This is a genomic window from Escherichia sp. WS1368 (assembly GCF_046487485.1).
GTDB lineage: Bacteria > Pseudomonadota > Gammaproteobacteria > Enterobacterales > Enterobacteriaceae > Escherichia > Escherichia coli.
The window spans coordinates 1-24620 of sequence record NZ_JBJQJI010000024.1; the positions used below are offsets into that span (position 1 = coordinate 1).

General features: G+C 42.5%; 36 protein-coding genes and 4 pseudogenes. 17 read left to right on the forward strand and 23 right to left on the reverse strand.

Annotated features, from left to right (window positions below):
• Positions 1-60: 60 nt before the first annotated feature.
• On the reverse strand, positions 61-633 hold the full coding sequence (locus ACJHYD_RS22590) for a hypothetical protein (RefSeq protein ID WP_410228832.1): 573 nt from the start codon (positions 631-633) through the stop codon (positions 61-63).
• Between the two features lie 47 nt (positions 634-680).
• On the opposite strand from ACJHYD_RS22590, the gene ACJHYD_RS22595 reads away from it, so the two are divergent.
• Entirely contained in the window at positions 681-1472 is a 792-nt protein-coding gene (locus tag ACJHYD_RS22595) for a DUF5710 domain-containing protein (protein ID WP_226102801.1), read from the forward strand.
• Between the two features lie 107 nt (positions 1473-1579).
• On the opposite strand, the gene ACJHYD_RS22600 is transcribed toward ACJHYD_RS22595, so the two are convergent.
• The 13 genes from ACJHYD_RS22600 to ACJHYD_RS22660 all read right to left on the reverse strand — a co-directional run bounded on the left by ACJHYD_RS22600 (position 1580) and on the right by ACJHYD_RS22660 (position 7957).
• On the reverse strand, positions 1580-1825 hold the full coding sequence (locus ACJHYD_RS22600) for an EexN family lipoprotein (RefSeq protein WP_063080371.1): 246 nt from the start codon (positions 1823-1825) through the stop codon (positions 1580-1582).
• Positions 1825-2466: a type IV secretion system protein gene (locus ACJHYD_RS22605; RefSeq protein WP_062897948.1), complete on the reverse strand. Its 642-nt coding sequence runs from the start codon at positions 2464-2466 to the stop codon at positions 1825-1827. The genes ACJHYD_RS22600 and ACJHYD_RS22605 overlap by 1 nt, the downstream gene beginning before the upstream one ends.
• 5 nt (positions 2467-2471) lie before the next feature.
• Positions 2472-3470, reverse strand: a complete 999-nt coding sequence (locus tag ACJHYD_RS22610; protein WP_063084539.1) for a type IV secretion system protein — start codon at positions 3468-3470, stop codon at positions 2472-2474.
• A gap of 3 nt (positions 3471-3473) precedes the next feature.
• Complete coding sequence (locus ACJHYD_RS22615) at positions 3474-3731, reverse strand: hypothetical protein (RefSeq protein WP_000739144.1); 258 nt, start codon at positions 3729-3731, stop codon at positions 3474-3476.
• The gene (locus ACJHYD_RS22620) at positions 3728-4030 is read right to left on the reverse strand and encodes a hypothetical protein (RefSeq protein WP_001360345.1); all 303 of its coding nucleotides are present in this window, start codon (positions 4028-4030) and stop codon (positions 3728-3730) included. The genes ACJHYD_RS22615 and ACJHYD_RS22620 overlap by 4 nt, the downstream gene beginning before the upstream one ends.
• A 15-nt stretch (positions 4031-4045) precedes the next feature.
• On the reverse strand, positions 4046-4261 hold the full coding sequence (locus ACJHYD_RS22625; protein ID WP_021503156.1) for a hypothetical protein: 216 nt from the start codon (positions 4259-4261) through the stop codon (positions 4046-4048).
• Between the two features lie 183 nt (positions 4262-4444).
• Positions 4445-5140, reverse strand: coding sequence for a yhbB protein (locus tag ACJHYD_RS22630; protein ID WP_021503155.1), 696 nt, complete (start codon positions 5138-5140; stop codon positions 4445-4447).
• 10 nt (positions 5141-5150) lie between these two features.
• Positions 5151-5321 carry a hypothetical protein gene (locus ACJHYD_RS22635; protein ID WP_000550721.1) on the reverse strand — a complete coding sequence of 57 codons (171 nt, stop codon included), beginning with the start codon at positions 5319-5321 and terminating at the stop codon, positions 5151-5153.
• 3 nt (positions 5322-5324) lie between these two features.
• Entirely contained in the window at positions 5325-5768 is a 444-nt protein-coding gene (locus ACJHYD_RS22640; RefSeq protein WP_000964333.1) for an NfeD family protein, read from the reverse strand.
• A gap of 379 nt (positions 5769-6147) precedes the next feature.
• Positions 6148-7125, reverse strand: coding sequence for an SPFH domain-containing protein (locus tag ACJHYD_RS22645; RefSeq protein WP_063084540.1), 978 nt, complete (start codon positions 7123-7125; stop codon positions 6148-6150).
• A 2-nt stretch (positions 7126-7127) separates the two neighbouring features.
• On the reverse strand, positions 7128-7304 hold the full coding sequence (locus ACJHYD_RS22650; RefSeq protein WP_045146385.1) for a hypothetical protein: 177 nt from the start codon (positions 7302-7304) through the stop codon (positions 7128-7130).
• Positions 7297-7512, reverse strand: a complete 216-nt coding sequence (locus ACJHYD_RS22655; RefSeq protein WP_001127357.1) for a DUF1187 family protein — start codon at positions 7510-7512, stop codon at positions 7297-7299. Before ACJHYD_RS22655 ends, ACJHYD_RS22650 begins: the two co-directional genes overlap by 8 nt.
• Complete coding sequence (locus tag ACJHYD_RS22660) at positions 7505-7957, reverse strand: CaiF/GrlA family transcriptional regulator (protein WP_000101552.1); 453 nt, start codon at positions 7955-7957, stop codon at positions 7505-7507. Before ACJHYD_RS22660 ends, ACJHYD_RS22655 begins: the two co-directional genes overlap by 8 nt.
• Positions 7958-9088: 1131 nt before the next feature.
• On the opposite strand from ACJHYD_RS22660, the gene repA reads away from it, so the two are divergent.
• Together repA and ACJHYD_RS22670 are read left to right on the forward strand one after the other, a co-directional pair.
• Positions 9089-10117 carry a plasmid replication initiator RepA gene (repA, locus tag ACJHYD_RS22665; RefSeq protein WP_001175212.1) on the forward strand — a complete coding sequence of 343 codons (1029 nt, stop codon included), beginning with the start codon at positions 9089-9091 and terminating at the stop codon, positions 10115-10117.
• 700 nt (positions 10118-10817) lie between these two features.
• A pseudogene (locus ACJHYD_RS22670) lies at positions 10818-11008 on the forward strand (hypothetical protein).
• 114 nt (positions 11009-11122) lie between these two features.
• Here ACJHYD_RS22670 and tnpA read toward each other — a convergent pair.
• Positions 11123-11527 (reverse strand): IS200/IS605 family transposase, encoded by a 405-nt coding sequence (tnpA, locus tag ACJHYD_RS22675; protein ID WP_001175008.1) that lies wholly within the window; start codon positions 11525-11527, stop codon positions 11123-11125.
• Between the two features lie 58 nt (positions 11528-11585).
• Here tnpA and ACJHYD_RS22680 point away from each other — a divergent pair, with 58 nt between their 5' ends.
• The 4 genes and pseudogenes from ACJHYD_RS22680 (at position 11586) to ACJHYD_RS22695 (ending at position 14441) form a co-directional block, all read left to right on the forward strand.
• Positions 11586-12812, forward strand: a complete 1227-nt coding sequence (locus tag ACJHYD_RS22680) for an RNA-guided endonuclease InsQ/TnpB family protein (protein ID WP_001672025.1) — start codon at positions 11586-11588, stop codon at positions 12810-12812.
• A gap of 663 nt (positions 12813-13475) precedes the next feature.
• Positions 13476-13628: pseudogene (locus ACJHYD_RS22685) on the forward strand (DUF5431 family protein); the annotation flags it as partial.
• Entirely contained in the window at positions 13573-13695 is a 123-nt protein-coding gene (locus ACJHYD_RS22690) for a type I toxin-antitoxin system Hok family toxin (RefSeq protein ID WP_223170659.1), read from the forward strand. The pseudogene ACJHYD_RS22685 and the gene ACJHYD_RS22690, both read left to right, overlap by 56 nt.
• 149 nt (positions 13696-13844) lie before the next feature.
• The gene (locus ACJHYD_RS22695) at positions 13845-14441 is read left to right on the forward strand and encodes a ProQ/FINO family protein (protein ID WP_000125165.1); all 597 of its coding nucleotides are present in this window, start codon (positions 13845-13847) and stop codon (positions 14439-14441) included.
• 17 nt (positions 14442-14458) lie between these two features.
• Here the strand turns inward: ACJHYD_RS22695 and ACJHYD_RS22700 are convergent, their stop codons facing one another.
• Entirely contained in the window at positions 14459-14743 is a 285-nt protein-coding gene (locus ACJHYD_RS22700; RefSeq protein ID WP_001162371.1) for a hypothetical protein, read from the reverse strand.
• 73 nt (positions 14744-14816) lie between these two features.
• Positions 14817-15482, reverse strand: a complete 666-nt coding sequence (locus ACJHYD_RS22705; RefSeq protein WP_000532148.1) for a division plane positioning ATPase MipZ — start codon at positions 15480-15482, stop codon at positions 14817-14819.
• Positions 15483-16070: 588 nt separating this feature from the next.
• Here ACJHYD_RS22705 and ACJHYD_RS22710 point away from each other — a divergent pair.
• From ACJHYD_RS22710 to ACJHYD_RS22750, 9 genes are all read left to right on the forward strand, one after another.
• Positions 16071-16400, forward strand: coding sequence for a hypothetical protein (locus ACJHYD_RS22710; RefSeq protein WP_000855119.1), 330 nt, complete (start codon positions 16071-16073; stop codon positions 16398-16400).
• A 403-nt stretch (positions 16401-16803) separates the two neighbouring features.
• Entirely contained in the window at positions 16804-17319 is a 516-nt protein-coding gene (locus ACJHYD_RS22715) for a J domain-containing protein (RefSeq protein ID WP_001025393.1), read from the forward strand.
• 103 nt (positions 17320-17422) lie between these two features.
• A complete protein-coding gene (locus tag ACJHYD_RS22720; protein WP_001083904.1) occupies positions 17423-17965 on the forward strand; it encodes a hypothetical protein in 543 nt (180 codons plus the stop codon).
• The gene (locus tag ACJHYD_RS22725) at positions 17962-18216 is read left to right on the forward strand and encodes a hypothetical protein (RefSeq protein ID WP_001230709.1); all 255 of its coding nucleotides are present in this window, start codon (positions 17962-17964) and stop codon (positions 18214-18216) included. The genes ACJHYD_RS22720 and ACJHYD_RS22725 overlap by 4 nt, the downstream gene beginning before the upstream one ends.
• Complete coding sequence (locus ACJHYD_RS22730) at positions 18213-18455, forward strand: hypothetical protein (protein ID WP_000151456.1); 243 nt, start codon at positions 18213-18215, stop codon at positions 18453-18455. Before ACJHYD_RS22725 ends, ACJHYD_RS22730 begins: the two co-directional genes overlap by 4 nt.
• 220 nt (positions 18456-18675) lie before the next feature.
• On the forward strand, positions 18676-18894 hold the full coding sequence (locus ACJHYD_RS22735; protein ID WP_154101533.1) for a hypothetical protein: 219 nt from the start codon (positions 18676-18678) through the stop codon (positions 18892-18894).
• A gap of 131 nt (positions 18895-19025) precedes the next feature.
• Positions 19026-19319 (forward strand): hypothetical protein, encoded by a 294-nt coding sequence (locus ACJHYD_RS22740; RefSeq protein ID WP_000673428.1) that lies wholly within the window; start codon positions 19026-19028, stop codon positions 19317-19319.
• Positions 19320-19812: 493 nt separating this feature from the next.
• Positions 19813-20061, forward strand: coding sequence for a type II toxin-antitoxin system HicA family toxin (locus ACJHYD_RS22745; RefSeq protein WP_000513532.1), 249 nt, complete (start codon positions 19813-19815; stop codon positions 20059-20061).
• Positions 20058-20405, forward strand: a complete 348-nt coding sequence (locus ACJHYD_RS22750) for a type II toxin-antitoxin system HicB family antitoxin (protein ID WP_000681609.1) — start codon at positions 20058-20060, stop codon at positions 20403-20405. The genes ACJHYD_RS22745 and ACJHYD_RS22750 overlap by 4 nt, the downstream gene beginning before the upstream one ends.
• Positions 20406-20492: 87 nt before the next feature.
• Here the strand turns inward: ACJHYD_RS22750 and ACJHYD_RS22755 are convergent, their stop codons facing one another.
• Positions 20493-20936 carry a hypothetical protein gene (locus ACJHYD_RS22755; RefSeq protein ID WP_023223351.1) on the reverse strand — a complete coding sequence of 148 codons (444 nt, stop codon included), beginning with the start codon at positions 20934-20936 and terminating at the stop codon, positions 20493-20495.
• 240 nt (positions 20937-21176) lie between these two features.
• On the opposite strand from ACJHYD_RS22755, the pseudogene ACJHYD_RS22760 reads away from it, so the two are divergent.
• A pseudogene (locus tag ACJHYD_RS22760) lies at positions 21177-21461 on the forward strand (type II toxin-antitoxin system HicB family antitoxin); the annotation flags it as partial.
• Between the two features lie 274 nt (positions 21462-21735).
• Here ACJHYD_RS22760 and ACJHYD_RS22765 read toward each other — a convergent pair.
• The 5 genes and pseudogenes from ACJHYD_RS22765 to ACJHYD_RS22785 form a co-directional block, all read right to left on the reverse strand.
• Positions 21736-22062: a hypothetical protein gene (locus ACJHYD_RS22765; protein WP_000206697.1), complete on the reverse strand. Its 327-nt coding sequence runs from the start codon at positions 22060-22062 to the stop codon at positions 21736-21738.
• A gap of 301 nt (positions 22063-22363) precedes the next feature.
• Positions 22364-22504 (reverse strand): annotated as a pseudogene (locus tag ACJHYD_RS22770) (hypothetical protein); the annotation flags it as partial.
• Positions 22505-22523: 19 nt separating this feature from the next.
• Positions 22524-23231, reverse strand: coding sequence for a hypothetical protein (locus tag ACJHYD_RS22775; protein ID WP_063084541.1), 708 nt, complete (start codon positions 23229-23231; stop codon positions 22524-22526).
• A gap of 1 nt (position 23232) precedes the next feature.
• On the reverse strand, positions 23233-23985 hold the full coding sequence (locus ACJHYD_RS22780) for a conjugal transfer protein TraL (protein WP_000797967.1): 753 nt from the start codon (positions 23983-23985) through the stop codon (positions 23233-23235).
• Between the two features lie 17 nt (positions 23986-24002).
• Complete coding sequence (locus tag ACJHYD_RS22785) at positions 24003-24404, reverse strand: hypothetical protein (protein WP_021575837.1); 402 nt, start codon at positions 24402-24404, stop codon at positions 24003-24005.
• Positions 24405-24620 lie beyond the last annotated feature (216 nt).

The following is a 24620-nucleotide window of genomic DNA, read 5'->3' on the forward strand; positions in this document are numbered from 1 at the left end:
GTCCTAAGACATCAATCATCTGCTCTCCAATGACTAGTCTAAAAACTAGTATTAAGACTATCACTTATTTAAGTGATATTGGTTGTCTGGAGATTCATGGGGCCAGTCTAGCTTGACAGTCAGTTTCCGTATCGGGTCAGTGGTTGTGAGTAGCAGGTGGAAATTTCCACGCTCAATCTCCGGTGCTATCCGCATTGTGAAGCCAGCAGTCCGATCTTTTTCAGCCAGTGTAGTGTCACCGGATATTGCCTGACGGGGGATCAGTTCCGTGGCAGGTTCCCAGCTTCCGGCAGATGTTGTTTGTGATTCAACGCACGGGGTACTCTGCATTATTTTGCGGATTGTTTCGGAGGATATCGCCTGACCGTCATCAAAGAATGCACTACGGAAAATCACGTTCTGATTTTTGGCAAACAAGCCTGGATGCCGCTCGCTCAGACTTTCGTATATATTCATACCATTCAAACAAACAGGAGAACTGTCCGGCAGGTCTGTTCGCACGGTATCAATTTTCAACGTTATCTGGTGGTCATTTGAGGTTAACGGTGACTCAGGTACTGGTTGTGTTTTGCTATCCGCGCAGCCTGACAGTAATGCGGTGGCGGCAACCATCGATAAAATGATGGATTTCATGGTGTTCCTCCATATTTCAGGCAAAAGAAAACCCGCACGAGGCGGGTATGAATGAGCCATTAAAGGCGGAATTGCACTCTTTGTTTAGTTTTGATATCTATCCTGTTGCATCATCAGAACAGAATACTGGAGTTAAGTTGGTTATGGCGCGGTTTTATTTAAATGTACCTTTTGAAGAAAAGGAGTTAGCCAAACAAAAAGGGGCGCAATGGGATCAAGAACAACGGAAATGGTTTGTTCCACAGGGGAAAAATCCAATTTATTTTATTCAGTGGATAAAAGAATTAAACGAACATGATTACAATATTTTTTCTCAACGTTTTTATATTGCGGAAAGTTACCAGTCATGTTGGCGCTGTAAGAAAATAACTCCTGTTTTTGGTGTTTTTTTGCCTCGTTGGTTTAGTTATAGAGATGTTGTTTGTGGGGTTAAACCTGCTGAATGGGAAGGTCGCATATTAGATAAATGGTATGAAACATCTTCTCCACGAGGGATGGTATATTTTGATTCAAAGAAAAATATAATTTATCAGTGGTTAACCAATCCAAAAGCATGGGCTATTTTATCCAACGTAAGAAGGATATCATCTTCTGCGTTATCAATAATCAATAAGCATTCTAAGTTATATTATCCAGCCTATAGTAAAACAGCGAAAATGACCTACTACGCGAATCATTGTTGTCATTGTAAATCAATGCAGGGAGACTTTATGATGTTTGATGAACCAGGTGGTGTGTTTTATCCAGTCACATCTGAACAAGCGAAGAAAATAAAACTTCATGAAGTAATAAATGAAACAATTTTTGCTAATGCAAACCACAGGCAAGCCATAGAGTAATGCTTGGTAGTGGAGGTTTTATAAATCTTTACGCAAGATAAAACCCGCGCGAGGCGGGTTTTATTATTGTTTCGCTTACTCATATTAATCTAATCGTGACTTGTTCATCACCTAAATGTCTCTCTCAATTTCTTCTTATACTCTTCTTTTTTTATCTGCTCTAATGCCGTGCGAGCATTATCACAATTCTGGTCTGTAATTTCGCCTTTTCTGCACTGCTCAATGGTTTTAGCAGCTTCGGCTGGGTTGCTTGTATAGTATTCAACAGCGTAAACTTTTTCTTTACATCCTGCTAACATGAATACTGCAAATAGCATGGATGATGCAATAATTACATTTCGTGACTTGTTCATCACCTAAATGTCTCTCTCAATTGGCGAACATATACTTCTTTTTGAGCTTTGCGTTCAGCTTCAAGCTGTCTCTCTGCAATATCATATTGCTTCAATTGTAGCTCCATTGTCAATTTTTCTGTATTCAATTGGTTAGATAAGTCAGCTTTTTTTTGCGGAGTATCTGCTGACGCGAACTCCTTCTGTAACGTGGTTAATCTCTTAGCCCTTTCCTGTATTTCATTGTTGAAGTTTTCATAGAATTTGATCTTAGCCAGGATTGCATCATATTTTTGTTGCGTCTCTGCAACGTTGCTTGATAAGTCATATTGCGATCGCAAAGAGCTAAGATCTGATTTTGCACTATTTGTTATTGTTGATAGAGAATCCTTCATATAGCTGGATGCGCTATCAAAGCCATTGCTGAAATCAGTGAAGCCTTCGAGTCTTTTCTTCTGTTCTTCAGCGTATCTTATGGTCTGTTCATATTGTTGCTTGAGTTGCTCAAGCTGTCTTGCCGCTTCAGCGGCACGATTTAGCCCTTCTTCAACTGTTTTAGCTATCGCTGTAACGTCTACTACTGGAATACCAGATGCAAAGATTGATGGTGATGTTACGGTAATTATTCCAGCAAAGAGAACGGACAGGACTTTATTTTTCATGTTAATCACCCCGGTTTAATTATATTTCCAGACCTCGGGGTTCGTCCCTGCAATGATTTGGCAGCGCCCCGTCCAGCCTGGTAAAATGGCATTGACATTTGTTTGGAGAAACCTCCTGCGAAAGCGCGAAGCCCTGATGCTCGCATAAAACCGGATGCAACCTTACCTCCAAAGCCATTAGCGGCTGATGTAAGGCCATTTATACCTACCCCACCTGTTAATGTAGAACAGAGCGTGCCAACCTGTTCTACAAGGAATACAGAGATAACAATGACCATAAAGAAATAAATCACTGTTGTGAGGGTTATATTTCCGCTTGACGGGACGGTTTGCTCCACAAAACTGATAACGAAACTGAAGGATATACTGTAAAAAAGATTAAGTAGAATGTAGTTAAGACAACTCCCCACCCATGCTGTAAACATATTTCTTGTTGAAGCAAACAGGGAAAAGCAAATAAACAAAATTCCGGCGGATAAGAGAATGCCAACCATGAATGTGGATAGGCATAAGAAAATAGCTGTGTAATAGATAAGTAGTAATCCGCCCCCATAACCGATGAGCCAAACGATATGCACATTTATTAGATCTCCGAGGTCACTCCAATCTAGAGCATCTAATGCTTTAATCTTATAATCGTTTAAACTCGTTGAAAGCATATTCCACAAATTATCAACACTGGTTGCAGAGCTTGAATTACCCGTTACAGCAGCAGAAAGGTCGGAGCCTGCGTGCATGACAAACGGAATCACAAACTCACTGTAATAAGGTGCTGAATAAGTGAATGCACCAACCAGGGCGAATGCACCGATATTCTTAGTCACCTCGCTCATCAGGACGTCACGTTGGGCATACGTGATTTCATATATTAGATAAATAACGTATAAGGCTATAGCCGCAAAGAATGTAGGAGATATTGCCTGTGCGACCTTAGCGGCGTTCGTCGCCGCTGTGGATTCAACAATGGTTGTTACTTTCTCAAGAAATTCTGAAACAATGTTCATAGCTTAGTCCTTCTGGCAGATGAAGAGTTCACCAGAGGCACTAATATTTGGCTTCAGCTTAATTACCAGGTCTGTGCCGAAAAAAATTGCTTCTCCAATTTTTTGGAAATTTAATGTGGATTCTTCTTTATTGTAACTATAAACGTTGTGGGTCGCTGTCGATGTTTTGGTTTTACGTGGTGTAAACGCTTTTTTAATGATGTAATCGAGAGCGTGGCTGTTATGAGATGGTAAAGTGATTAAATCGTCGTTTTTTTTCATAATGTAGTTCTGATTTTTGAGGTTGAAGATAATTGTCGGTCAATGCTTTTGATTTTTTTTCGTATCTCAATTGGATTCGCCTCAGATAAGTTAGCAATGGATAAAGCCAGTTCGATTTGTAAAATTTTCCTTGTTTCGATGAGATTGATTTTTACTTGTGGTATATCACGGAAGACACCACAGCCGGTAATTGCTTTTGAAACGACACGTTCTGTATTCGCTATGCTTTTCTTTACTGTTCGAGGGGGGACATAACGTGCACGGCGAAGTTTTCTCAGATTAGCTTTTGCTTGAGTCATGTAATGTGTCCAGAGTTATAATTTTATTTCTTTGCATGATTCCCCTTTACGGCACACAGATACACGGTTATTTATCACATTCACCACTGTCACAGTTCCGTCGTCGCATTGAGTGACGATGAAAGGGTATTCGTTGATTTTTGTACAGTGAGATTGTTCTCCTGCTATTGCAACCACAACCGGGCTAATAAATAACGCCAGAACAGATGCCAGCTTAATAAAAGCACTCATTTTTGTATGCCCTATATAAATAAATACTTTCTTCAAATCCTGAATATACTATCTGAATACAGAAGCGGTCCTGTTCTCCTGAAGTAAGGCTTCATTATTTTATGGGCCATTGGATGGGTAGTATGTACGGGTATTGATAGAATGAATTTTGAATGTCCTGTTTTTATTGCATTCAGAAGTTCGTCAATTTCTTTTTGAGATGTCGTTGCTTTCATCAACAAGTGCCTCAATAAGTTTATTAATACACGCCCGTTCTGCCGGAACCTCCCGGCCTGTAATCGGGTCAAAAACGACATGATCGCTTTCAACGTAACGTAAACGGTGATAGACATCTATACGGAGTTTTGTTTTAGCAGCTTCACGTTCAACTCGAGTTAACTCTTCTTTTTCTCGTTTGCTGCTGAAAAACAGAAACCAGATCATTGCTATGATAATTACTAAAAAAGGGATAACGGTGCCTAAAATAATTACTAAAAAAGGGACAACGGTGCCTAAAATGCTTACCATTTCTGCCATGCCATCCAGAATAGATTGAATCTTTCCTGTGGCTGTGGTGGTTGTTACTGGTTCAGCAAAATCAGAAACAGTGTCTGATAAAAATGTAAATAAACGGGCAGATAAACCAAATAGCACGCCAAAAACTAGAACTTTTATTATCGAACCGTATACATTTAATAGACTGTATTCTTCCTCTTTAGGCGATTCAAAGTTTTTTGCCCTTTGTGTCTGCTCTTGTTTAGAACCAGAAACACCTCCGATGAATAAGCCAATACCACCAGTACCTAAACCAATACCCCCACCAGTACCATTCCATTTACCTGTTGTTGTTTCTTTAGCTACAATAGCTGCAAGAGAAATTCCTTCATTTGCGTTTCGCATAGAATTTTCCTCATACTATTCCTGTGACACTTAACACCATCAATAAAATATGTAATGCAGTAATTTTTTTTAGCGTTTTTTTATAGACTTCAATAAAATCCTTATCCAGAAGTCTGATAATAAAAATACATAGTGCATTCATCGCTGCTCCTGTAAGCGGAATTAACAACGAAAGATGCATGATTTATTCCTTGTTTTCACTCTTGTCTTCGATGGTCATTACTTTAAGAGTTATTCCTTGCATGTCTGTAACAATAACTCTTGTTCCCGCAGGGTAGTTTTCATTGTGTAACGTCTCAACAGGCCAGAATGTATCACCAATAAGTAATTGCCCCTTGCCGTTCACAATATCGTCACTGAGAGTAAATTCTTTTCCTTTAAAACGTGAATGCCCTGTGTTCACCAGGAGAGTATCTAATTTCTTATGTTTTTTGTCATAGAGGAACTTAATTATCGACGCCAGTATGCTGATTGATGCAAAGAAGCATATATTGGCTTCTTGTGATATCGGAAGAAAAAAGCCCACAATGGCGCTTGATAATGCACCAAGACTGATTAAGAGTAACCATCCTGTTCCGGTTATAATTTCAAGTGCAATACACAGAAGAAACAGTGTAAACCATAACATGGCTAATCTCCATGATAAAAGGGAGAAATTGAATAAAGAAGATGAAGGTAGTTATAAACGCCAAATGCATAAATTAGCAGAAAGAAGCCAAAGAATATGCCATTAAAACTCCATATTAACAGGGGCAGCAGAGCCATCGCTATCATCACCCCTCCGAAGTTCAGCCATAATGGAAATATTGATGCGATGTGGTTTAGTATTTTTTCTCCTTTGTTCTCATCTTTTGTAATAAAAAGAAGAAAGCTCCATGCCCCCATAGGGATTATATGTAAAATAAGAAGGATGAACCCATAAGTTTTCATTTAAATGATTTGCTCATTCGTGAATATGAATATGAGGACGGTGATTAAAACAATATTGTCACCGTCCGCTATCTGTTTTAAGACAAATATTGTTGAGCCTGTTTCATATCAACTTTGTGAGTATCCTGTGATACGTTTTTTAGCAGTTCACTGATACCTGCAACCGAACTCACCAGGCTACTTGAATCAAGCGGCATCATAACCAGTTTACTGTTTGATGCTGTGCCAATTGCCTGGAGTGCTTCAGTGTATTTTTGCGCAATAAAGTAATTAACAGACTGAACGTCACCTTCAGCGATTGCATCCGACACCAGTTTTGTTGCGCGAGCTTCCGCTTCTGCCTGACGTTCGCGTGCTTCAGACTGAAGAAACGCTGATTGCCGTTCCCCTTCCGCTTTCAGTATTTGAGACTGTTTTTCTCCTTCCGCCTTCAGAATTTGTGACTGGCGTATACCTTCCGCTTCCAGAATCTGGGCACGCTTAGTACGTTCCGCTTTCATTTGCGCGTTCATCGCCTTAGTCAGTTCTTCTGGTGGTTTAACATCCCGAATTTCAATACGTGTGACCTTAATTCCCCACGGATCAGTTGCATAATCGACAACCGTTAACAGCTTAGAATTGATGCTGTCACGTTGAGAAAGCATATCGTCGAGATTCATTCCACCAACGACAGTTCGGATATTGGTCATGACAAGATTTGAAATAGCTGATGCAAGATTATCGACTTCATAAGCTGCCTTCGCTGCATCAATGACCTGGATAAAACAAACAGCATCGATAGTTACGTTTGCATTGTCTTTCGAAATAACTTCCTGTTTAGGAATATCCAGGACGGTTTCCATCATGTTGATCCGTTGACCTATGCGGTCCATAAACGGGATCAGGAAGTGAAGACCGGGGGAAAGCGTATGGGTATATTTACCAAAGCGTTCCACTGTCCAGGCATTACCTTGCGGCACGATTTTGACGGCAGATTTAACGAATATCAGCGCGACTAAAATTAATAAGAGTAACGGAATAGATGTAACTATTGGCGTAATTATAGCGTCAATCATGATTAATCCTCTCCCCATTCATCACAATATGCTTCAACCGGAGTTTTTCCTGCTTCATAATCACCACGCCATGCTTCCGCATCGGCGGCATTTCCACCGCGTAACTCTGCGTAATCCATTAATAGCTCGTGCCATTCTTCAAATGTCACTGTTTTTTTAGTGGAACCAAAATCAGCCATATGTATTTCCTGCATTTTGTGGAGGTATCTCTTTGCAAATGAAATCTGAAATATGAACATCAACAGAAAAACACTTTCCTGCTTCTTTTTCTTTTGAGAAGTTTTTTCTGCATTCTTCAGCGGTCATAGGGAAGTCGCTGTAATGAGTCCATTTCACGGGGCCACCACCTGGTTTTTTGATGGTTGCGTTTATTTGGTACTTAGGCATTCAAAAATACCTCCACTCGATCACCTGTCTTTCTTGAACACATCCAGCGGCGCAGTTCTGTAAAACTATCCTGGATCTCACAACGGGTACTTTTCATTGTGACAGTTGGTATATTGTCGTAGCTGGCATATGCAATCTCTTTTTTTGGGGTGCGCAATATGCCTTTGTCAATATCAAGAATCCTGAACGCACTAATTCTTCTTTTGTGCTCGTTAAATAGTGTTCGTTTAGTTGCTGTTATCTGCTTCTGTGCTTCCTGGTAAATGTAGGTAAGCACATCATAAGATTGTTGCTGTGTAATAAGGAAATTACGGCTAACATCCGTTGTTGTGAGCGTTTTATTATTTCTTAATCCCCAATAAGCAACGATGATATAGAGTGGATATCCTTTCAAATCTGCCACACATTCAGGAATGACAGGATTAATTTTTAACTTACGCGCCATATTTTCTCCCGGTTGTTTGTCTGAAATAGAAACATCCCCGGAATACAGCGTCATAAGCTAATTATGAAAAGTTGCAGCCACTCACTACAGGCTCTTTATCTGATTGTTCATCATCATGCATAGCTAAACCCCCTTACCTGGAGTGGAGACTGGCAAATCTGGTGTACTTCTGCGTTGCAGCCTGTACGACTTGCTCAGGGAGAGAGTGAGTGAGATTAACTCAACGCGAGTTCACCAAATAAGGGGGTTTAAGTATGCAGAATGATATTTGCGGATAAAGAGTCGTTACCTGTGTAGATGGCGCGGCACGTCACTCTGTTACGTAGCCCGTTGCTGACAGATGCCAGCGGTGCTTGAAATGCACGAATAATAACCTCCTTATGCCAGGGCTTTAGGCAATGACCGCTGTCCGGGGTTGTTAAAGAGCATGAGATGACAAGCGTTCTAACGGGCGTCAAAGAGTGCTCATTTTCCAGGCAATGAGCACAAAAAACGCGATGAACGCGCTTTTTACAATCATCTGGATAGTATTGTGTGTGCGACATTTAAAACCTGTCAATGCCAGAAGAGCGATCTAATGATCTGTATAATATCTAAAAAACAGAATAATATTCTGTTTGTTAAATGGTGTACGATCTAAAAATCTAGATAATACTGTTTGCGTGGTTTATTCGATCGTGTGAGTGGGTGTATGTAGTCAAAAAAACTTTTTTGAATATACAAAATTCTGAATTTCTGATTTTGTAAGGTTTTGTATGGGGAACGTCAGTAAAGAAGGGGCTTCACTAGCTGTTCTGAAAACGATTTTGAAGCTGTCAGAGATGTGTGTTGAATCAAAAAGGAAACGAGCCAGGCTTGAACATCGTTGATCGATTGCGCCCATGCTGCTAAATTTGCAGGCAAGTTTTCCGCGATTTGTAAATGCAGAAAACGAGGTGCTGAAATTTTGTTCGAGAACGTAAATTTCAGATAAAGAAAACCCCCGTAATCTCGTCTTTTCCAGGGAGCGCAGATTAGCGGGGGCTGACATCAAGGCAGAGCCTTGAGCTTATTTATTTCAGGTATGCTTGTTACCTGAGATGGAGTTTAATTCCATGAGAAGGAAATATCAACTCTTACAGTGCAAGCTAAGTGCAGCTTGCTGTGATTAGCAAACGTCACTGGTCTGAACTATCACCGGAAGAGCAGGTCCGTTTCTGGCAGGACTACGAAGCGGGTATTGAAAGCTCATTCCTGGTCCTCCAGGAAAACAAAGGCGGAACAACAAAACGTCGCCGGGGTGAACATTCCACTAAGCCAAAGTGTGAGAATCCAGCCTGGTTCCGTCCCGACAACTATAAGGCGCTGGGCGGACAGTTGGGCCACGCTTACAATCGTCTCGTTAAAAAAGACCCGGTCACTGGTCAGAACACACTCAGAATGCACATGTCGTTGCATCCATTTTATGTACTGAAACGTCAGAGTGTCGGTCGCAAATATAAATTCCGACCGGAAAAACAGCGGCTGCTTGACGCAATATGGGTTGTACTTGTGAGTTTTTGTGATCGTGGATTGCACACTGTCGGCATGTCTGTCTCCCGCCTGGCAGAAGAAATAAGCCCAAAAGACAGTAAGGGAGACGTGATTCCTGAAACCGCAGTCACAGTATCGCGCCTTTCCCGTCTGCTGGCAGAGCAGGTTTCCTTTGGCACGTTGGGAACGTCAGAAAAGACGATATGGGACCGTGAATCCCGCCAGCGACTGCCGAAATACGTCTGGATCACCGAAACTGGCTGGAAAATGCTGGGAGTTGATCTGGTGAAACTTCAGGAACAGCAACGTAAACGCCTTGCAGAAAGTGAAATCCGTCTGCAATTGATTAAAGAAGGCGTTATCCGCGAGGGCGAAGAAATCTCTGTTCACTCGGCTCGTAAACGCTGGTATGCGCAGCGTTCTCTCGATGCCATCAAGTCCCGACGTAAGAAAGCAGCGGAGCGCAAACGTGCTAATCGCCTGGCAAAACTGCCGTATGATGAACAGCGAAACGAAATTGCGCGGTTTATTCTGAAGCGTATGCCGCCGGACGAAGCGTACTGGTGCACTAAAGAAAGATTAGAGCAACTGGTAGCCAGAGATCTACGTCAGCTTGAACTGGCTCTGACAGCTTCGCCACCCCACTAGTTTAGCTGCCTGATACAATCGGCACTCTCTTCAGCCCCTTCGGGGCTTTTCGTGTTGCCTGCATTTCATGAAATTCCTCATATTTGACGACCGTTTTTCATTTTGTCCCGCTCTGACAGTTTTTTGATGGCCGCAATAGGGTATCGGAGTAAAAACGCCTTCGGTTATCCACAAAAACCCGCAAAGGAATAGCTTCAGAAAGCAGCAAACATAGAACATCAAACCCGCAATATATTCTTAACCCCTGTTCTTTAATCCCCTGCGTTGCTTCGCCGCAGGGAAAATATTTATCTTTGAAACAACTGTGGATAATTACAAAAATGCCTTCGCTTGCAGCGGCTAACGCCGCGCCGCTCAGAATATAAAAGTACCTCCCACCGCTTCGCGGCGGGCATATGGACTTCTGCCTAATGAAAAACAAAGCCCCTCCAACCCTCTTACAAAAAAACGCTGCAAATACTCAGCCACAGCGCCCAACCCATCACTGAAAAGCGCCGCCGCCCCCGCCCGAAGGGCGGGAACAACATCGCTTTCAATAATGGATGTTGTAACTAAGAAATCACATGGCTGTCAGTCTTCTGGCTGGAAGTACCAAGTACACGCTCGTAAGCGGTCCTGGCGGCCCGCTAACGCGGAGATACGCCCCGACTGCGGGTAAACCCTTGTCGGGACCACTCCGACCGCGCACAAAAGCTATTTCATGGCTGAAAGCGGGTATGGCTTAGCAGGATGGGGATAGGTAAGGTGAAACCTATCAATCAGTACCGGCTTACGCCGGGCTTCGGCGGTTTTACTCCAGTATCATATGTAACAACGGAGTGCCGCCTTCCATGCCGCTGGCGCGGCATCAAAAAAGAAAGCCCCCCAATGACGGGGGAAATAGCGTTTTGATCAAAATAATAATGCTAGTGTGCTTCTTGCGTGCCATCTTAACTTCCAAAGGGTACTCCCGCCGACATAAGGCGGGAGGGGAATTTGGACGGGCTTGAAAAGCCCGAAAGGTGATCAGCCACGCTGATGTTGAATGTATTGCTTCACAACTTCCAGCGGCGCACCTCCGCAGGAGCCAGCAAAGTATGACCTCGACCAGAGCACGGCTTTTCCGTATGCCCCCCGCAAATCAAGAAATTCATTTCGCAGACGGCGGGATGTCACTGCTTTCAGTGAGTTAACCAGTACCGAAAGTTGCACTGTTGGTGGGTATTCGATCAGCATGTGGACATGATCGACGTCTCCGTTACTTTCTTTAAGTTCTGCCCCAAAATCACGGCAGACTTCTGCTGCATACTGATGGAATGCTGCACAGTGTAACTCTCCCAGTATCTTTCGACGGTATTTTGTTACAAAGACAAGATGAACATGCAAAAGGAAGGCAGCATGTCTTGAACGATTGATTTTATATTTTTGCATTGAGGTTGGCCGTAAAAGCAGTAATATTGTAAGCAAATCTACTACACACTGAATGATGATGCTAATCCTGAAAGCCTACAAATTCAGACTGGAACCAACGCATGAGCAGTCGCAGCGTTTGCGGCAGTTATGTGGTTGCGCCCGTTTTGTCTGGAATTTAGGTCTTGCGGAGACAAAGCGCATACTTGGCTCAGGCGAAAAGCTACCTTCGGCTTTCGAGTTGAACCGGATGATTACGGTGTGGAAAAAAATGCCGGAATACATCTTCTTACAGGATGCTTATACCGACAATCTGCAACAAAAGCTGAAAGACCTGCATACCGCATGGAAACGTTGTTTTGATAAAAAGCTCGCAGCTAAGGCTCCGGTATGGAAACGAAAAAATGAGGGCAGAGACTCAATCCGTTTTGTGAACTTTGAGAAATATTGCTGCCTTGAAAATCGCAGAGTGAAGCTACCGTCAGGTCTTGGGTGGGTAAAATTCCGGCAATCTCAACGTGTGAACGGTAAAATCAAAAATGCGACAATCAGTCAGTTAGCGGGACAGTGGTATATCTCGTTTCAGGTTGAAATTGAAACGGCAGAACCAAATCACACAAGCACAACGATAGTCGGGCTGGATGCTGGCGTGGCTAAACTTGCCACGCTGTCAGATGGCACAGTCTTTGAGCCTGTAAACAGTTTTCAGAAAAACCAGAAGAAGCTGGCGAGACTCCAGCGTCAGTTAAGCCGCAAGGTCAAATTCAGCAACAACTGGCAGAAGCAGAAACGCAAAATACAGCAACTGCATTCCCGTATTGCAAATATCCGCAGGGACTACCTTCACAAAGTCACAACGACCGTCAGCAAAAACCACGCAATGATAGTCATTGAGGATTTGAAGGTCAGCAACATGTCAAAGTCAGCAGCGGGTACGGTCAGCCAGCCGGGGCGCAATGTCCGGGCAAAATCAGGTTTAAACCGTTCGATACTGGATCAGGGCTGGTATGAAATGCGCCGCCAGCTTGAGTACAAGCAGCTCTGGCGTGGCGGTCAGGTGCTTGCTGTTCCGCCAGCGTACACTAGCCAGCGTTGCGCGTGCTGTGGTCATACTGCGAAAGAAAATCGCCTGTCACAAAGTAAATTTGTGTGTCAGGTATGTGGATATACAGCGAACGCCGATGTAAACGGCGCTCGTAACATTTTAGCGGCGGGGCACGCCGTGCTTGCCTGTGGAGGGATGGTGCAGTCAGGCCGCCCGTTGAAGCAGGAACCAGAGGCTGAGCAATCAGCCGTCACCCACTAATGGGAATCCCCCTCCTGAGTCACGAAGTGCGAAGGTGGGGGAGGATGTCAATCCAGGCACAAACTAAATTTAACGTTTCGTTAACTACAAAGAAATCCGATGAGTTAATCACTTGCGAAATAAAAATCATATAGTAAATTACTATATGATTTTGCGTTGTTTCGGAGAATTAAAAAATGCCTTTGATTGAATACATCAACAAGTTCTATCGGGGGAATCAGGCATCGTTCGCCAGGCTGACCGGAGTTCAACCTGCGCAGGTAACACAGTGGATCAACAAAGGATTCATCGTGGTGAATCACACACTGTATAGTCCACGCCGAAAGCTGGGAATTTAATTCCTGGTCAATATTTGACATCCTCCACGCCCTGAAGGACGGGGATATAAGGCGCACTGTATCCTGTTGTCTGGCAGAAAAAAGAAAGCCCCGTAGTTAATTTTTCATTAACCCACGAGGCGATCCCAATGCTTCAACAACACCAGGATAGACTTTTACCGCCCTTTACGCAATACCATGTATTTTCAAGTTTCTGGTCGATATATAATGTTGTTGGCGCTTGAGGCTTTCTGCCTCATGGCGAAAAGGTGGTTTGTATCTTGTTGTGCGGCAGAAAGAAGAAAGCCCCGTAGTTAATTTTTCATTAACCCACGAGGCGATCCCAATGCTTGAACAACATCAGGATAGCCTCTTACCGCGCGTTACGCAAGGAGAAGAAGGCCATGAAACTACCGGGAAACGCCCTTATCTGGTGCGTATTAATCGTGTGCTGCACGTTGTTAATATTCACACTCCTGACCCGGAATCGCCTGTGCGAAATCCGGCTGAAGGACGGATACAGGGAGGTTACGGCAAGCATGGCTTACGAATCCGGCGGTAAGTAGCAACCCGGAGGCGGGCGAAAGCCCGCCTTTTTGGGGATGATGTGGTTCTGGCATTAAGCGCCTTTACAAAGGGGGTATTCTGTACGGATACCCCCTTTTTCCATGTATTTTCAGGATATTAACTGGTGAATATGGTATAATTAGTCAATATGACAGCAATTATTGAGGCGAGTATGCAGCCCAAAAAAACACCCGTGATTGTGGTCAAAAAACGCCGCGTTCTGGTCATGCCAGAAAATCCTGTGGTGAATGAAAAGCCGCAGGAAGTACAAAAATCAGCAGTTAATGAAAACAAGAAAGTACAGAAGAAAGATGCTGTAGCAGAGAAAACACGTAAAAAGCAGCCTCAGCCCTGGTATTTGAAAAAACAAATCACTTTTCCCCCAAAATATCCGAAAGAATATTTTGAAAAGTGTTTCAATAAAGTTCGTGCTGTTTTTCCTGAACTATGGACAGACGAAAAAAAGAACTTGCCCCTGAAAAGCGGGATTCTCCAGGACGTTGAGAAATACCTGGCGGATAACCCGGATGTGGATCTGACGATTGAAGAGTGGAATTGTGCGGTTCAGGTGATGACGTTCCGGTGGCAATATCTTCAGAATTGTACTGTACCAGGCGCAACACGTTACGACCTTTACGGGAAACCTGCTGGTACAGTAAAAAAAGCACACGCAACTTATGCGCAACTGGTTCTCGATGCCCGTAAGAAAGCCAGCGAGAAGAAACAATTAAAACGTAAGGGATAAAGCCCCGAAGGGCTTTATCATTTCAGCCTGGCTGACTGTAGAATCCAGTGATTTTTTCCGTTTTCGTCCAGGCCGTGTTCGTAAGCTGCAAGAGCCGCTTTCATTATTGCTGTTTTTGTCTGGCCTGTTCGCAGTGCTTCCCGTTCCAGAATATCTTCGTAAACGTCCCCAAGCCGGACATTGGTCACTTTAGTTGCTCCCGATTTTTTGCGGGTAGCTTCATTGATGAATCGGGCTGTGTCTGCATTGGTTTGTTCTGTTTTTTGTCCTGGTATTACCGGAGTTTTCAAGTCAAGAGCCATTATATCACCTTTCGTGTGTTACATTAGCTTTACTGTGTAAAGTTAATGATGTAAAGCTGTCGTATTACATCCATTAGGGATTGATGCCTAACTCTTGCGCCAAAAGCTCTATTTGTGCTTTAGCTGTAGAAAGGCTGGATGCGCGACGTACATCATGAACGCCAGCGCCTTCATTACAGGCCGCTTCAAAAATATCTAAATCTGAAATACGTGTACGAAGTGGCTGTATCCACACCGGGTTCTCCCGGAGTAACTTGTCGAGATCAATCGCTGCTTTTCTGTGGCGTGGTTTTGTCGTGTTAATTCTCGTGAAAAGTACCCAGGGTTGCAGGTCTGGATTGATCTGTTGAGCTGTGCGAACTTTTTCTGTTACATGAGTCAGCGTTTCTGCTTCGAAATCTGAAGACGGCTTAACGAGAGTAAGCAGAATGTCAGCTACAGTTAAGGCACTGCGAAATTCCTTGCTGTCATGCCCTGGACAGTCAATGATCAGCACTTCACATATTTTTTTCAGGCGCTTAATGACTTCTGATACATCGCCATACTCTTCATAAACAGGAACCGGTAATAAGCCATTCTGCTTTCTTTTTTCGTTCCAGCTAAGAATATCATTGTTTTTATCGGTCTTCAGAATGATGACCGTTCGTGAATTATTTACCAGATAAGAAGCCAGGTTTGTTGCTGTGGTGCTTTTTCCTACACCGCCTTTATCTGATGCGACAAGTAATGCTCTCCCCATAGAAACCTCGGATATACAGTGTAAAGGTTTATTTGTCTTTACATTGTATTCATTATAGTTACGTTGTAAAGATGTTTGTGTCTTTACAATGTAATTGTTTTTTGCGCTTTACATTGTGTGTATGTTACAGGGTAACTTTTCAGGATGCGATTTTGCCTGGTGTGTTGTTGCGCCCGTAGCTCGCTGACGCTCACACGCGCAGTACAGCGCCCCGCCCTGCTGCAATGCACCAGGACGGCGTAAACTCGCTGGCGCTCGCGCTAACTGCGGCATTCTGCGGCGCAAATCAGCATGATCATGGCCTGTCAGTCCGTTGGGCTTTGCAGGGTGAAGGGATGGCCCTGTGCATCCTGGTATGTTCGTCAGCGGCTGCGCCGCGCTTCGGGGCGATGTGGCCCCGCTGCTCCCTGGTATTTTCTTTCGCCCCTTCTATCCGCTGACGCGGATTAAGAAATGAGCAAATCATCAAGTAAATTGCTGTTTTCAGGCAATAAATCTTGATAATACATCTAAATAGATGTATTATTATTTCATCGAAAGGGGATTGGCTCCTTTCCTTCTTAAGTCCAAACGGACAGGAGATTTAAAATGAAAACATTGACTTTTAATAACGGCACTGTTTCTGTTGGCGATGTGTTTGTATCTTCCTGGGGATATGAGCAAACGAACGTTAATTTCTACCAGGTTATTTCTGTTCATGGCAAAAAAACCGTAACTGTTCAGGAGATTCGCGCTTCAGTTCATCGGACTCATTCAATGAGCGGATATAAGACCCCATTACTTAATGATTTCTGTGGTGAGCCATTAAAACGGCGAGTGCGTGATTATTACAGTACGCCAGCAATTGAAATTGAGGAATTCGAAACAGCATATAAAGGATCACCGGAAGAAAAACACGAGTTCACATCATACTACTAAGAAAATAGTTGCAGGGGGTATCCCCTGCAACCATGTTAAAAATGTTAATAGTAGTAGTATTTACCCAGGGGGTTTTAGTATGAATGATGGGGTAAAACTCCGTCCTTCAGGGCGTGGAGAATGCCGGGCTAATGCAGCAATGTAATGTTGCGCCCGTAGCTCGCTGACGCTCACACACGCAGTACAGCGCCGCGCTTCGGGGCGATGTGGCCCCGCTGCTCCCTGGTATTTTCTTTCGCCCCTTCTATCCGCTGACGCGGATTAAGAAACGAGCAAATCATCAAGTAAATTGCTGTTTTCAGGAAATAAATCTTGATAATACATCTAAATAGATGTATTATTGTTTCATCGAAAGGGGATTGGCTCCTTTCCTTCTTAAGTCCAAACGGACAGGAGATTTAAAATGAATATCCAGGAAGCATTAAACGTTTTTGGATTATCCGGCGAATTAACTGAAAAAGATATCAAAGCAGCATACAGAAAAGCCGCTTTAAAATATCATCCAGATCGTAACCCGTTAGGGGCTGAACTGATGAAAGCGGTAAATGCAGCTTTTGATGTCTTGATGGCAAATATTGATAAAATAAATCAGTTCCAGAGCGCTGATGAACATGCACGATATAATTACGGTGATGACCTGGAAAAAGTATTAAACGTTCTTTCTGGTTTATCTGGTCTGGTATTTGAAGTGATAGGTAACTGGGTATGGATTAGTGGAGAAACTATTACACATAAGGAAACTTTAAAAGAAATCGGGTGTAAATGGGCGGCAAAGAAAAAACAATGGTTTTATCGTCCAGACGAACATAAAAGTTACTGGAATCGTGAAGAACACACGATAGAAGAAATCCGCGCAAAATACGGTACAACCGGACAGCGCAGGGCGACAGGGTGGCAACGCGTGGAAACCAGAGCGTAACCAGAACGGGGGCGAGAAGCCCCCGATATCATACCAGCCCGTCTTTTGGGGCATCGAACCCAAAAAGACGGGAACAGCAGCCACGTAGCAAAAAGGGAAACAGATGAACTCTTTTTTTGAACAATATCACCCTGTCTTTGAAGTTGTCTGCCGTATCCTGGGGAACGGCTGGCGCGTGAACAAACTTGATGATTGTCCGTCTCGTATAAAACTGACGTCACCGCAGTTTAAAAATTACTCTGTGCATATTCGGATGGAAAAAGACCGATTTTCTGTTGTGGGGAGTGTGGATAGTCGTTCCTGGAGTAGTCCGTATCATGTTTGTACGTTATCCAGGAAGCGGAATCCCGTTGATATAGCAGCCAATATCGAGCGAAAAATTTTGCTAAATGCTTCGCAGGAGGTGTTACAGGCGATTGAGTATGAGAAACGCCAGGCGGCAAAAAAGGACGAAATTCTGATCCTGAAAGGTATGTTATCGCAACTTGTCCAGCTTGAAAGCTGGTATGGGGCATTGACAGGCTTTAAAGCTGAAAATGGATTGAACGGTAAAGTCACCGAGCAGGGCGAGCGTTATGATTTGCAGATTAGGGGTTTGAGTATAGATCAACTTGTTAAAATTACAGGATATTTGAAACAGTTATGAGAAAAAACAAAGGGCGATTGACTTATTATCTTGAAGTGATTGATAAAAAATACCATTTTGTAAAAAAAATAAGCAGTTATTCAAAGGAGTTCACTGACGGAAAAACAAAAAGAACAAAGAGAACGTTAAGTGAGCTGGTTTTTAATGAAAGTGAGGTCGAGGCAATAGACTTTACAAAAAATGGTTTAAGACCTGTTGATAAGAATATTCTCTTAACTATGGTGAAAGAATATAAGGAGAGTGATGCATGACTATTGAAAATACACCGGAAAACATAAAGAAATTACGTAAAAAAATTGGCCTTACCCAGACAGAGTGCGGTGAGATTTTTGGCGTAGGCTTAAGTACATGGCAGAAAAAAGAAGCTAAAACCCACAACCAGCTTAATTTATCGAAAGGTGAATTTGAGTACCTGTTATTACTTGCAGGGGAGCACCCTGAATACGTCCTGCATAAAAAAGCTGAATCCCGCTCACCGGAGGAACCGTGAGCGAGAAGAAAAACACCACGACGCAGAAATCTAAGATATACAGTGTAAAGGTTTATTTGTCTTTACATTGTAATTGTTCTTTGTCTTTACACAGTGTGTGTTTGTAACAGGGCGACTTTACATAATTGCGATTTTGCCTGGTGTGTTGTTGCGCCCGTAGCTCGCTGACGCTCACACGCGCAGTACAGCGCCCCGCCCTGCTGCAATGCACCAGGACGGCGTGAACTCGCTGGCGCTCGCGCTAACTGCGGCATTCTGCGGCGCAAATCAGCATGATCATAGCCTGTTGGTCTGTTCTGGCTTTGCAGGGCGAAGGGATGGCCCTGTGCATCCTGGTATGTTCGTCAGCGGCTGCGCCGCGCTTCGGGGCGATGTGGCCCCGCTGCTCCCTGGTATTTTCTTTCGCCCCTTCTATCCGCTGGCGCGGATAAAAAAATGAGCAAACCATCAAATAACTTGCTGTTTTCAGGCAACAAATCTTGATAATACATCTAAATAGATGTATTATTGTTTCATCGAAAGGGGATTGGCTCCTTTCCTTCTTAAGTCCAAACGGACAGGAGATTTAAAATGAAATTCACTTCAACCACGAATCATGTTTTCACATTCGAACGAGTAACGCTTTGCACGATTGTTCTTATTCATAAGGATACGGGACAACAGTATGTTGTCATATTTACGGATAACAATAAAATTCGTGACTATAAGACCGGAATTGTTTCTCAGTTTGGTGAACTTAAGCAGAGTGATATTGATTTAATTCTTTTCTATCGGGACGAATATGAAAAATATTTTGACTCGTTAAATAATGGCGAGGAGTATTTGAGTTTTAAAGAATATATCGGATGTATAAGGGGAAAATAAATTATGAAAGGTGTGATCAGGTTGCTGGAACAACCTGATCACGTTATCGACAATCAAAACTGAATGAGGTTTTTAAATGTCAACGCGGCAGATCGTACAGCTTGCTGACTCCCTTGTCAAAGGCTGGGAAACCAGAATTCCGGCAATGACGTGCACGGAGTGGGATCAATTCCGGTGGTGGTTAAACTACCTGCAAGGGTATGAAATGTTTTAAATAACCGGGATAAATTCATATATGGGGAGAGTGTCATGCTCTCCCTTTCTTATTGTGTAAGCGAGTTGTATTACATATTTAGCTTTACGTTGTAAAGATTTTATTCGTTGTCTTTACAGTGTGGTGCGTTTTCCGGCGGTTGCGCTGCGCTTAGGGGTATGTGGCTTCGCTGCTCCCTGGTATTTTCTTTCACCCTCCTATTTGTCCGATGACTTTTGACAACAACGCTATTTGTAACTATAATTAGTTGCATGTTGGCAAGGGATGGGATTATAGCGTATGGGGAAAGCAGATAAGCTACTGGCAAAATTTTTAAACAGTAAAAAAACGTTTGAATGGGATGAACTCGTTGTTTTGTTTTCTTCTCTAGGATATGTCAAAAAGGAAATGCAGGGATCAAGAGTGCGATTTTTCAATGCTGAAATTAATCACACAATATTAATGCATCGCCCACATCCAGAAAGTTATATTAAAGGTGGAACGCTGAAAGCTATTAAACAGAACTTGAAAGAGGCTGGGGTTTTATGAAACATTTAAAATATAAAGGATATTTAGGTACGGTTGAGCCGGATTTTGAAAATAATATCCTGTATGGAAAGCTGGCATTTATTCGTGATCTGGTGACTTATGAGGCAGAAACATTGGCTGACCTGGAACGGGAATTTAAAACATCGGTTGATTTGTATTTACAGTCCTGTGTGGAGGACGGAAAGGAGCCTGACACGCCCTTTAAAGGTGTGTTTAACGTCAGGCTTGATCCAGAGCTGCATCGTCGGGTCGCTGAAATGGCGATGGAAGAAGATTTGTCGCTGAATGCCTTTGTCAATAAGGCACTGGAAAAAGAAGTCAGTCATCATCGCGCAGGGGCTTAATCGCCCCTTTTTGTTGCTCGCAGGCGTTGATGTTTCTTGGTATTACGGTGTAGTGTGTTGTATTTACAAACAATGCTTTACGGTGTATTACGATGCATACTCTTTAATTGCTTGCAATCTCTTTTCACGTTCGTTGCTTTGTTCAGCTTTTTTCAATTCACTGAATATGTACTCTTCATCTTTACCCGTGAGTTTTGAACCGGAGAGCAAGCGATTAACAACTTTACGTCGAATTGCAGGGTAATCTTTGGTTTTATCGAGTATGGACAATATGCGGTCACTACTAAGAATCTGGCCTTTCCCTGATTCCACATAATGTAGAAAAAATGCGATTGCGGACACGCCCAAAAGCACTGTAAGGACGGCTACACCATCAAGACGAAACTTTGATATAAAGGAATACGCGACCACTCCAATAATTGCTAAGCAGAGACATAAATAAATTAAGAGGTTTTTGTTGCGTTGTTTTTTTTGTGCGCGATCATGATCATCTATGATTGCCAGTATCTTTTCTGGAGTTGCTTGAGCCATTTTTTTTCCTTATCAGGGAGACGGAGTGTTCAATCATCTGGCTTTACAATGTAAAGCTGTGTTTGTCTTTACGGTGTAAATAATGAGATGTGCAGTTAAAAGTGTCAATCAGGTATCATATAGTAAAACACTATATGATTTTTCTGTAATAGGCTTAAAAAATTCTCGCTTACATTGTAAAGGTCTTTGTGTCTTTACAGTGCACCACGTTGTAAATCACTGCCTTCTGTGGAGATAATCATGTTTTTTTCTGTTGGTGTCGAAACACCGAAAGATGATCAGACTGCATACGGCATCACTGTTCCGGCTTTTGATTGTTTTGGTTTTGGATGTGTTTCTGCGGCTGATTCTCAGGCAGAAATACCCGCTATGGCGCGTGAAGCGATATTGGCAATCGTGGAAGATATGGTATTAAGCGGTGCTTATTCTGTTGATGATATTCATGATGAAGGGTGTTTGACTTATTCGGATCACTCCAATTATAAGCACTGTGATAGCTGGTTTTTGGTTGATGTCGATTTAACATTAGACATGCCGTAGTCCGGCTATCGGGTCATGAGGACGCTGAAGAATATCGCAGGCATATATTTACAGTGTAAAGGTGTTTCTGTCTTTACATTGTAAGGCTTATTGAATACTACACTGTAGTGCAATGTATGTGTTTTTATGACCTATCCCCGCGTTGTGCGGGGATTTTTTTTGATAGCTAACCGCTCGCCGCAGTCTAGCGACCGAGCATAGCGAGCGAGTGACGAGGAAGCGGAAGATCCACCGTTGCCAGGAGAAAAGCAGGTACGCACTATGCATTCTGCCCTAGTGATGCTTTCACAAACCACGCGGCCTGAACTATTACGCCATGAATCCAGCGCAAATCGGCATCACGATTTTCTTTTTTCATTTTTTCGCCACTTAAAGCCTTGCTTACGTGACTTTTTACCAGATTTTCGTGTAATTCTTTTGCTTCTTCAATTGTGAAACCACCAGGCAAATTTGGCGCTTCTGCTTCCAGTGATGCCAGAGCAATTTCATAAGCCCGGCGCTCAATATTGTCTCGCACGTCCAGGCTGCCGATTCGCTCCCTGATTTCTTTAATTAGTTTCTTGTCGTCGTCGGTAAATGTTGTCATCTCACTCTCCTTTGGCGTCAATGTTTACAGCCTGGCAAGCCTCTTTGAGCACCCAGTCAATAGCGTCTTTCCATGCCCCTGTTTCGACGGGAGGATTCGTGTGCTTTACCTGATCGTAGAAGCGTACTGCGTTTACCAGTCCTCTTGTTGGTGCTGCTATCGCAGGTGGTAAGTTGTAGAGTTCCTGAATTTCATAGTTCGGCCTGTCGTTGCAGTCTTCTTTTGTCGGCACGTATTTCCAGTCACCAACCCACGTTTTACCCTGAGAGTCCGTAACGTCTTTTTTCACGTAACGATACCTCCATGCAACAACCCCAGCTTCCAGCGATGCCAGTGCGATTTCATAAGCCCGGCGTTCAATATTGTCTCGCACGTCCAGGCTGCCGATTCGCTCTCTGATTTCTTTAATCAGTCCCTTGTCGTCGTCGGTAAAAGTTGTCATTAGTGACTCCTTTTCATATCTATGGTTTTCTTGAATCAATTTCGTCTAGTTTGAGTTTTATATTTTGCTGGTCTGATTTTGGTAATTTTCTCATGCTCTCTTCAGTTATTTTTTTCATATCAAGAAAAGCTCTTGCATAGAAGCGCAGGCTTGCCTCTTTTTCATGTTGTGCAACATACCAGGTTGCGCCAGAAAATGCCGCAGACAGGCATAATGTGCACAAGGCACAAATTGCAATGGCTGTTCTTGTACTGAAGGGTTTTACAGTCTTAGATAATGACTTCAACTTTTCTTCATATAATTTGTTGTTTTTTTCCTGGTTGCGTTTAATTCCAGATATGAGTTCAATAATATCATCTGTTAATTTTTCTTTTACCTCAATACTTGTTTCTTTTAGATCGTTTTTTCCCTCTTCTACTTTTTCTTTTATTTCATTATCCAGATCGCCGCACGTCTCAACAATATTCTTGAATCTTTGAATATAGTCATTTTCTACAGATGAAACGACCTGTCTGAAGCCCTCAGACAGGGCAGTGAAGTTAGCTTGTAACTCATTGCTGAATTTTTCCTGTATCTTTTGGTTCAGAAAAATTAATGAAATAACTGGATCGTCTTTTGATATTTTATGCCCTGTCTCCTTGAATACATCAACAATAAAATTATCAATATCTTCACTGGAAACAGCCTTTTCAGGCTGTTTTAATTCTGGCTGATTAACTGTACTCATATTATTCACCGTATTCATCGTCATAGATGCTATCTAATTGTTTGTAAATGTCATTGAAGACTCGTTTTAATCGTGATTTAGCCATTAATCCAAAATGGTCGGACTCAAGAGCTTCTTTCAGTGTTAGTGATTTTTCTGTTAGCTCTTTGATGTCAGAGGCAAAGGCATCACTTTTTCTGTCCTGAATAACCACAACGCCAGCGATTACATCCTTGTTTTTTTCAATGAATTTAGTTTCTATTAATGGGATATTTTCAAGTGCTGGAATACCCTGAAATTCATTTATCCAGACAATAAGTTTTACCTTACTTCCTTTAACCAGTTCTTTCAGTTCTTCAAATCCCTGCAAGGTATCCGCAAGAGCTTGTCCACCAACGATAACAGTATGGATATAAACGTCTTGTTCTACATCTTCAAACATGTCCATAACACAGTTATCATTGAAATACTGAATTAACGGTAAAAATGTAGATGCGCCATTGTCAATAACAAAAGTATTCTGACTATTGGTCAGCATTGATTCGAACATTGGATCGAATTTGGATTGTATTACTTTGCTGTTTTCAGTGATTTGTATCAAATCTGCATTTAATCTTTTTACTTTAACCGTAGTTGTATTAACCGGGTCTGTGTCACCGACTACGATATTATCCATGTGATTTTCATCAATAAAGTATTGTGCCAGTATTGCGGTCGCGAATGATTTTCCAACACCACCTTTACCCTGAAGGATGAAATTGATTGAGTTTTTCATTTATAATGCTCCTTTACTTAAAGATATTTATTTATGAATTTTTCATTCGTAGCACTTGGATCGTGCTCTATTTCTTTTTTGTTCTCACTAATGTTTGAAAAAAAACCTTTTACCCCCCCTCTCGGTTCATCGCCTTTAGCTTCATTCTGATCAATTACATCTATGGTTTTTGCCTGTTCTTTTGGTTCAGTGCATTTTTGTCTTTTTTTAGCCCTCTCTGTCATATTTATATAAGTCTTTTGGGCTAGTTCTGTCTTGGTGTTGTTGTTTATGTAATCAGCTATTTGCTCCCATGTATAATATTTCTTTGCTTCAAGTATATTTTGCAAATACATATTGAAGACAGCCTGCTTTGATTTCGATTTTGTTTCGTTTATAGCCTCGCATATTGGAGATAATAAACTCTCGATCTTTTTCATTTGTTACATTTCCTCTCTCTCTCTACCTCCTACATTGGCATAATACCTTATTTAAAGCAATTTGCTCGCCGTTTGTGTGGGTGATTATGTGGGTTGTTTTGTGGGTTGTCAATGGGGGTGTGGTCTTTTTTGTGGGTTAAAGTGTGGGTGATTGTGTGGGTTGTGTGTTTTTGGTTGTGGGTTATTATGTGAGTCATTGTGTGGGCTGTATGCACG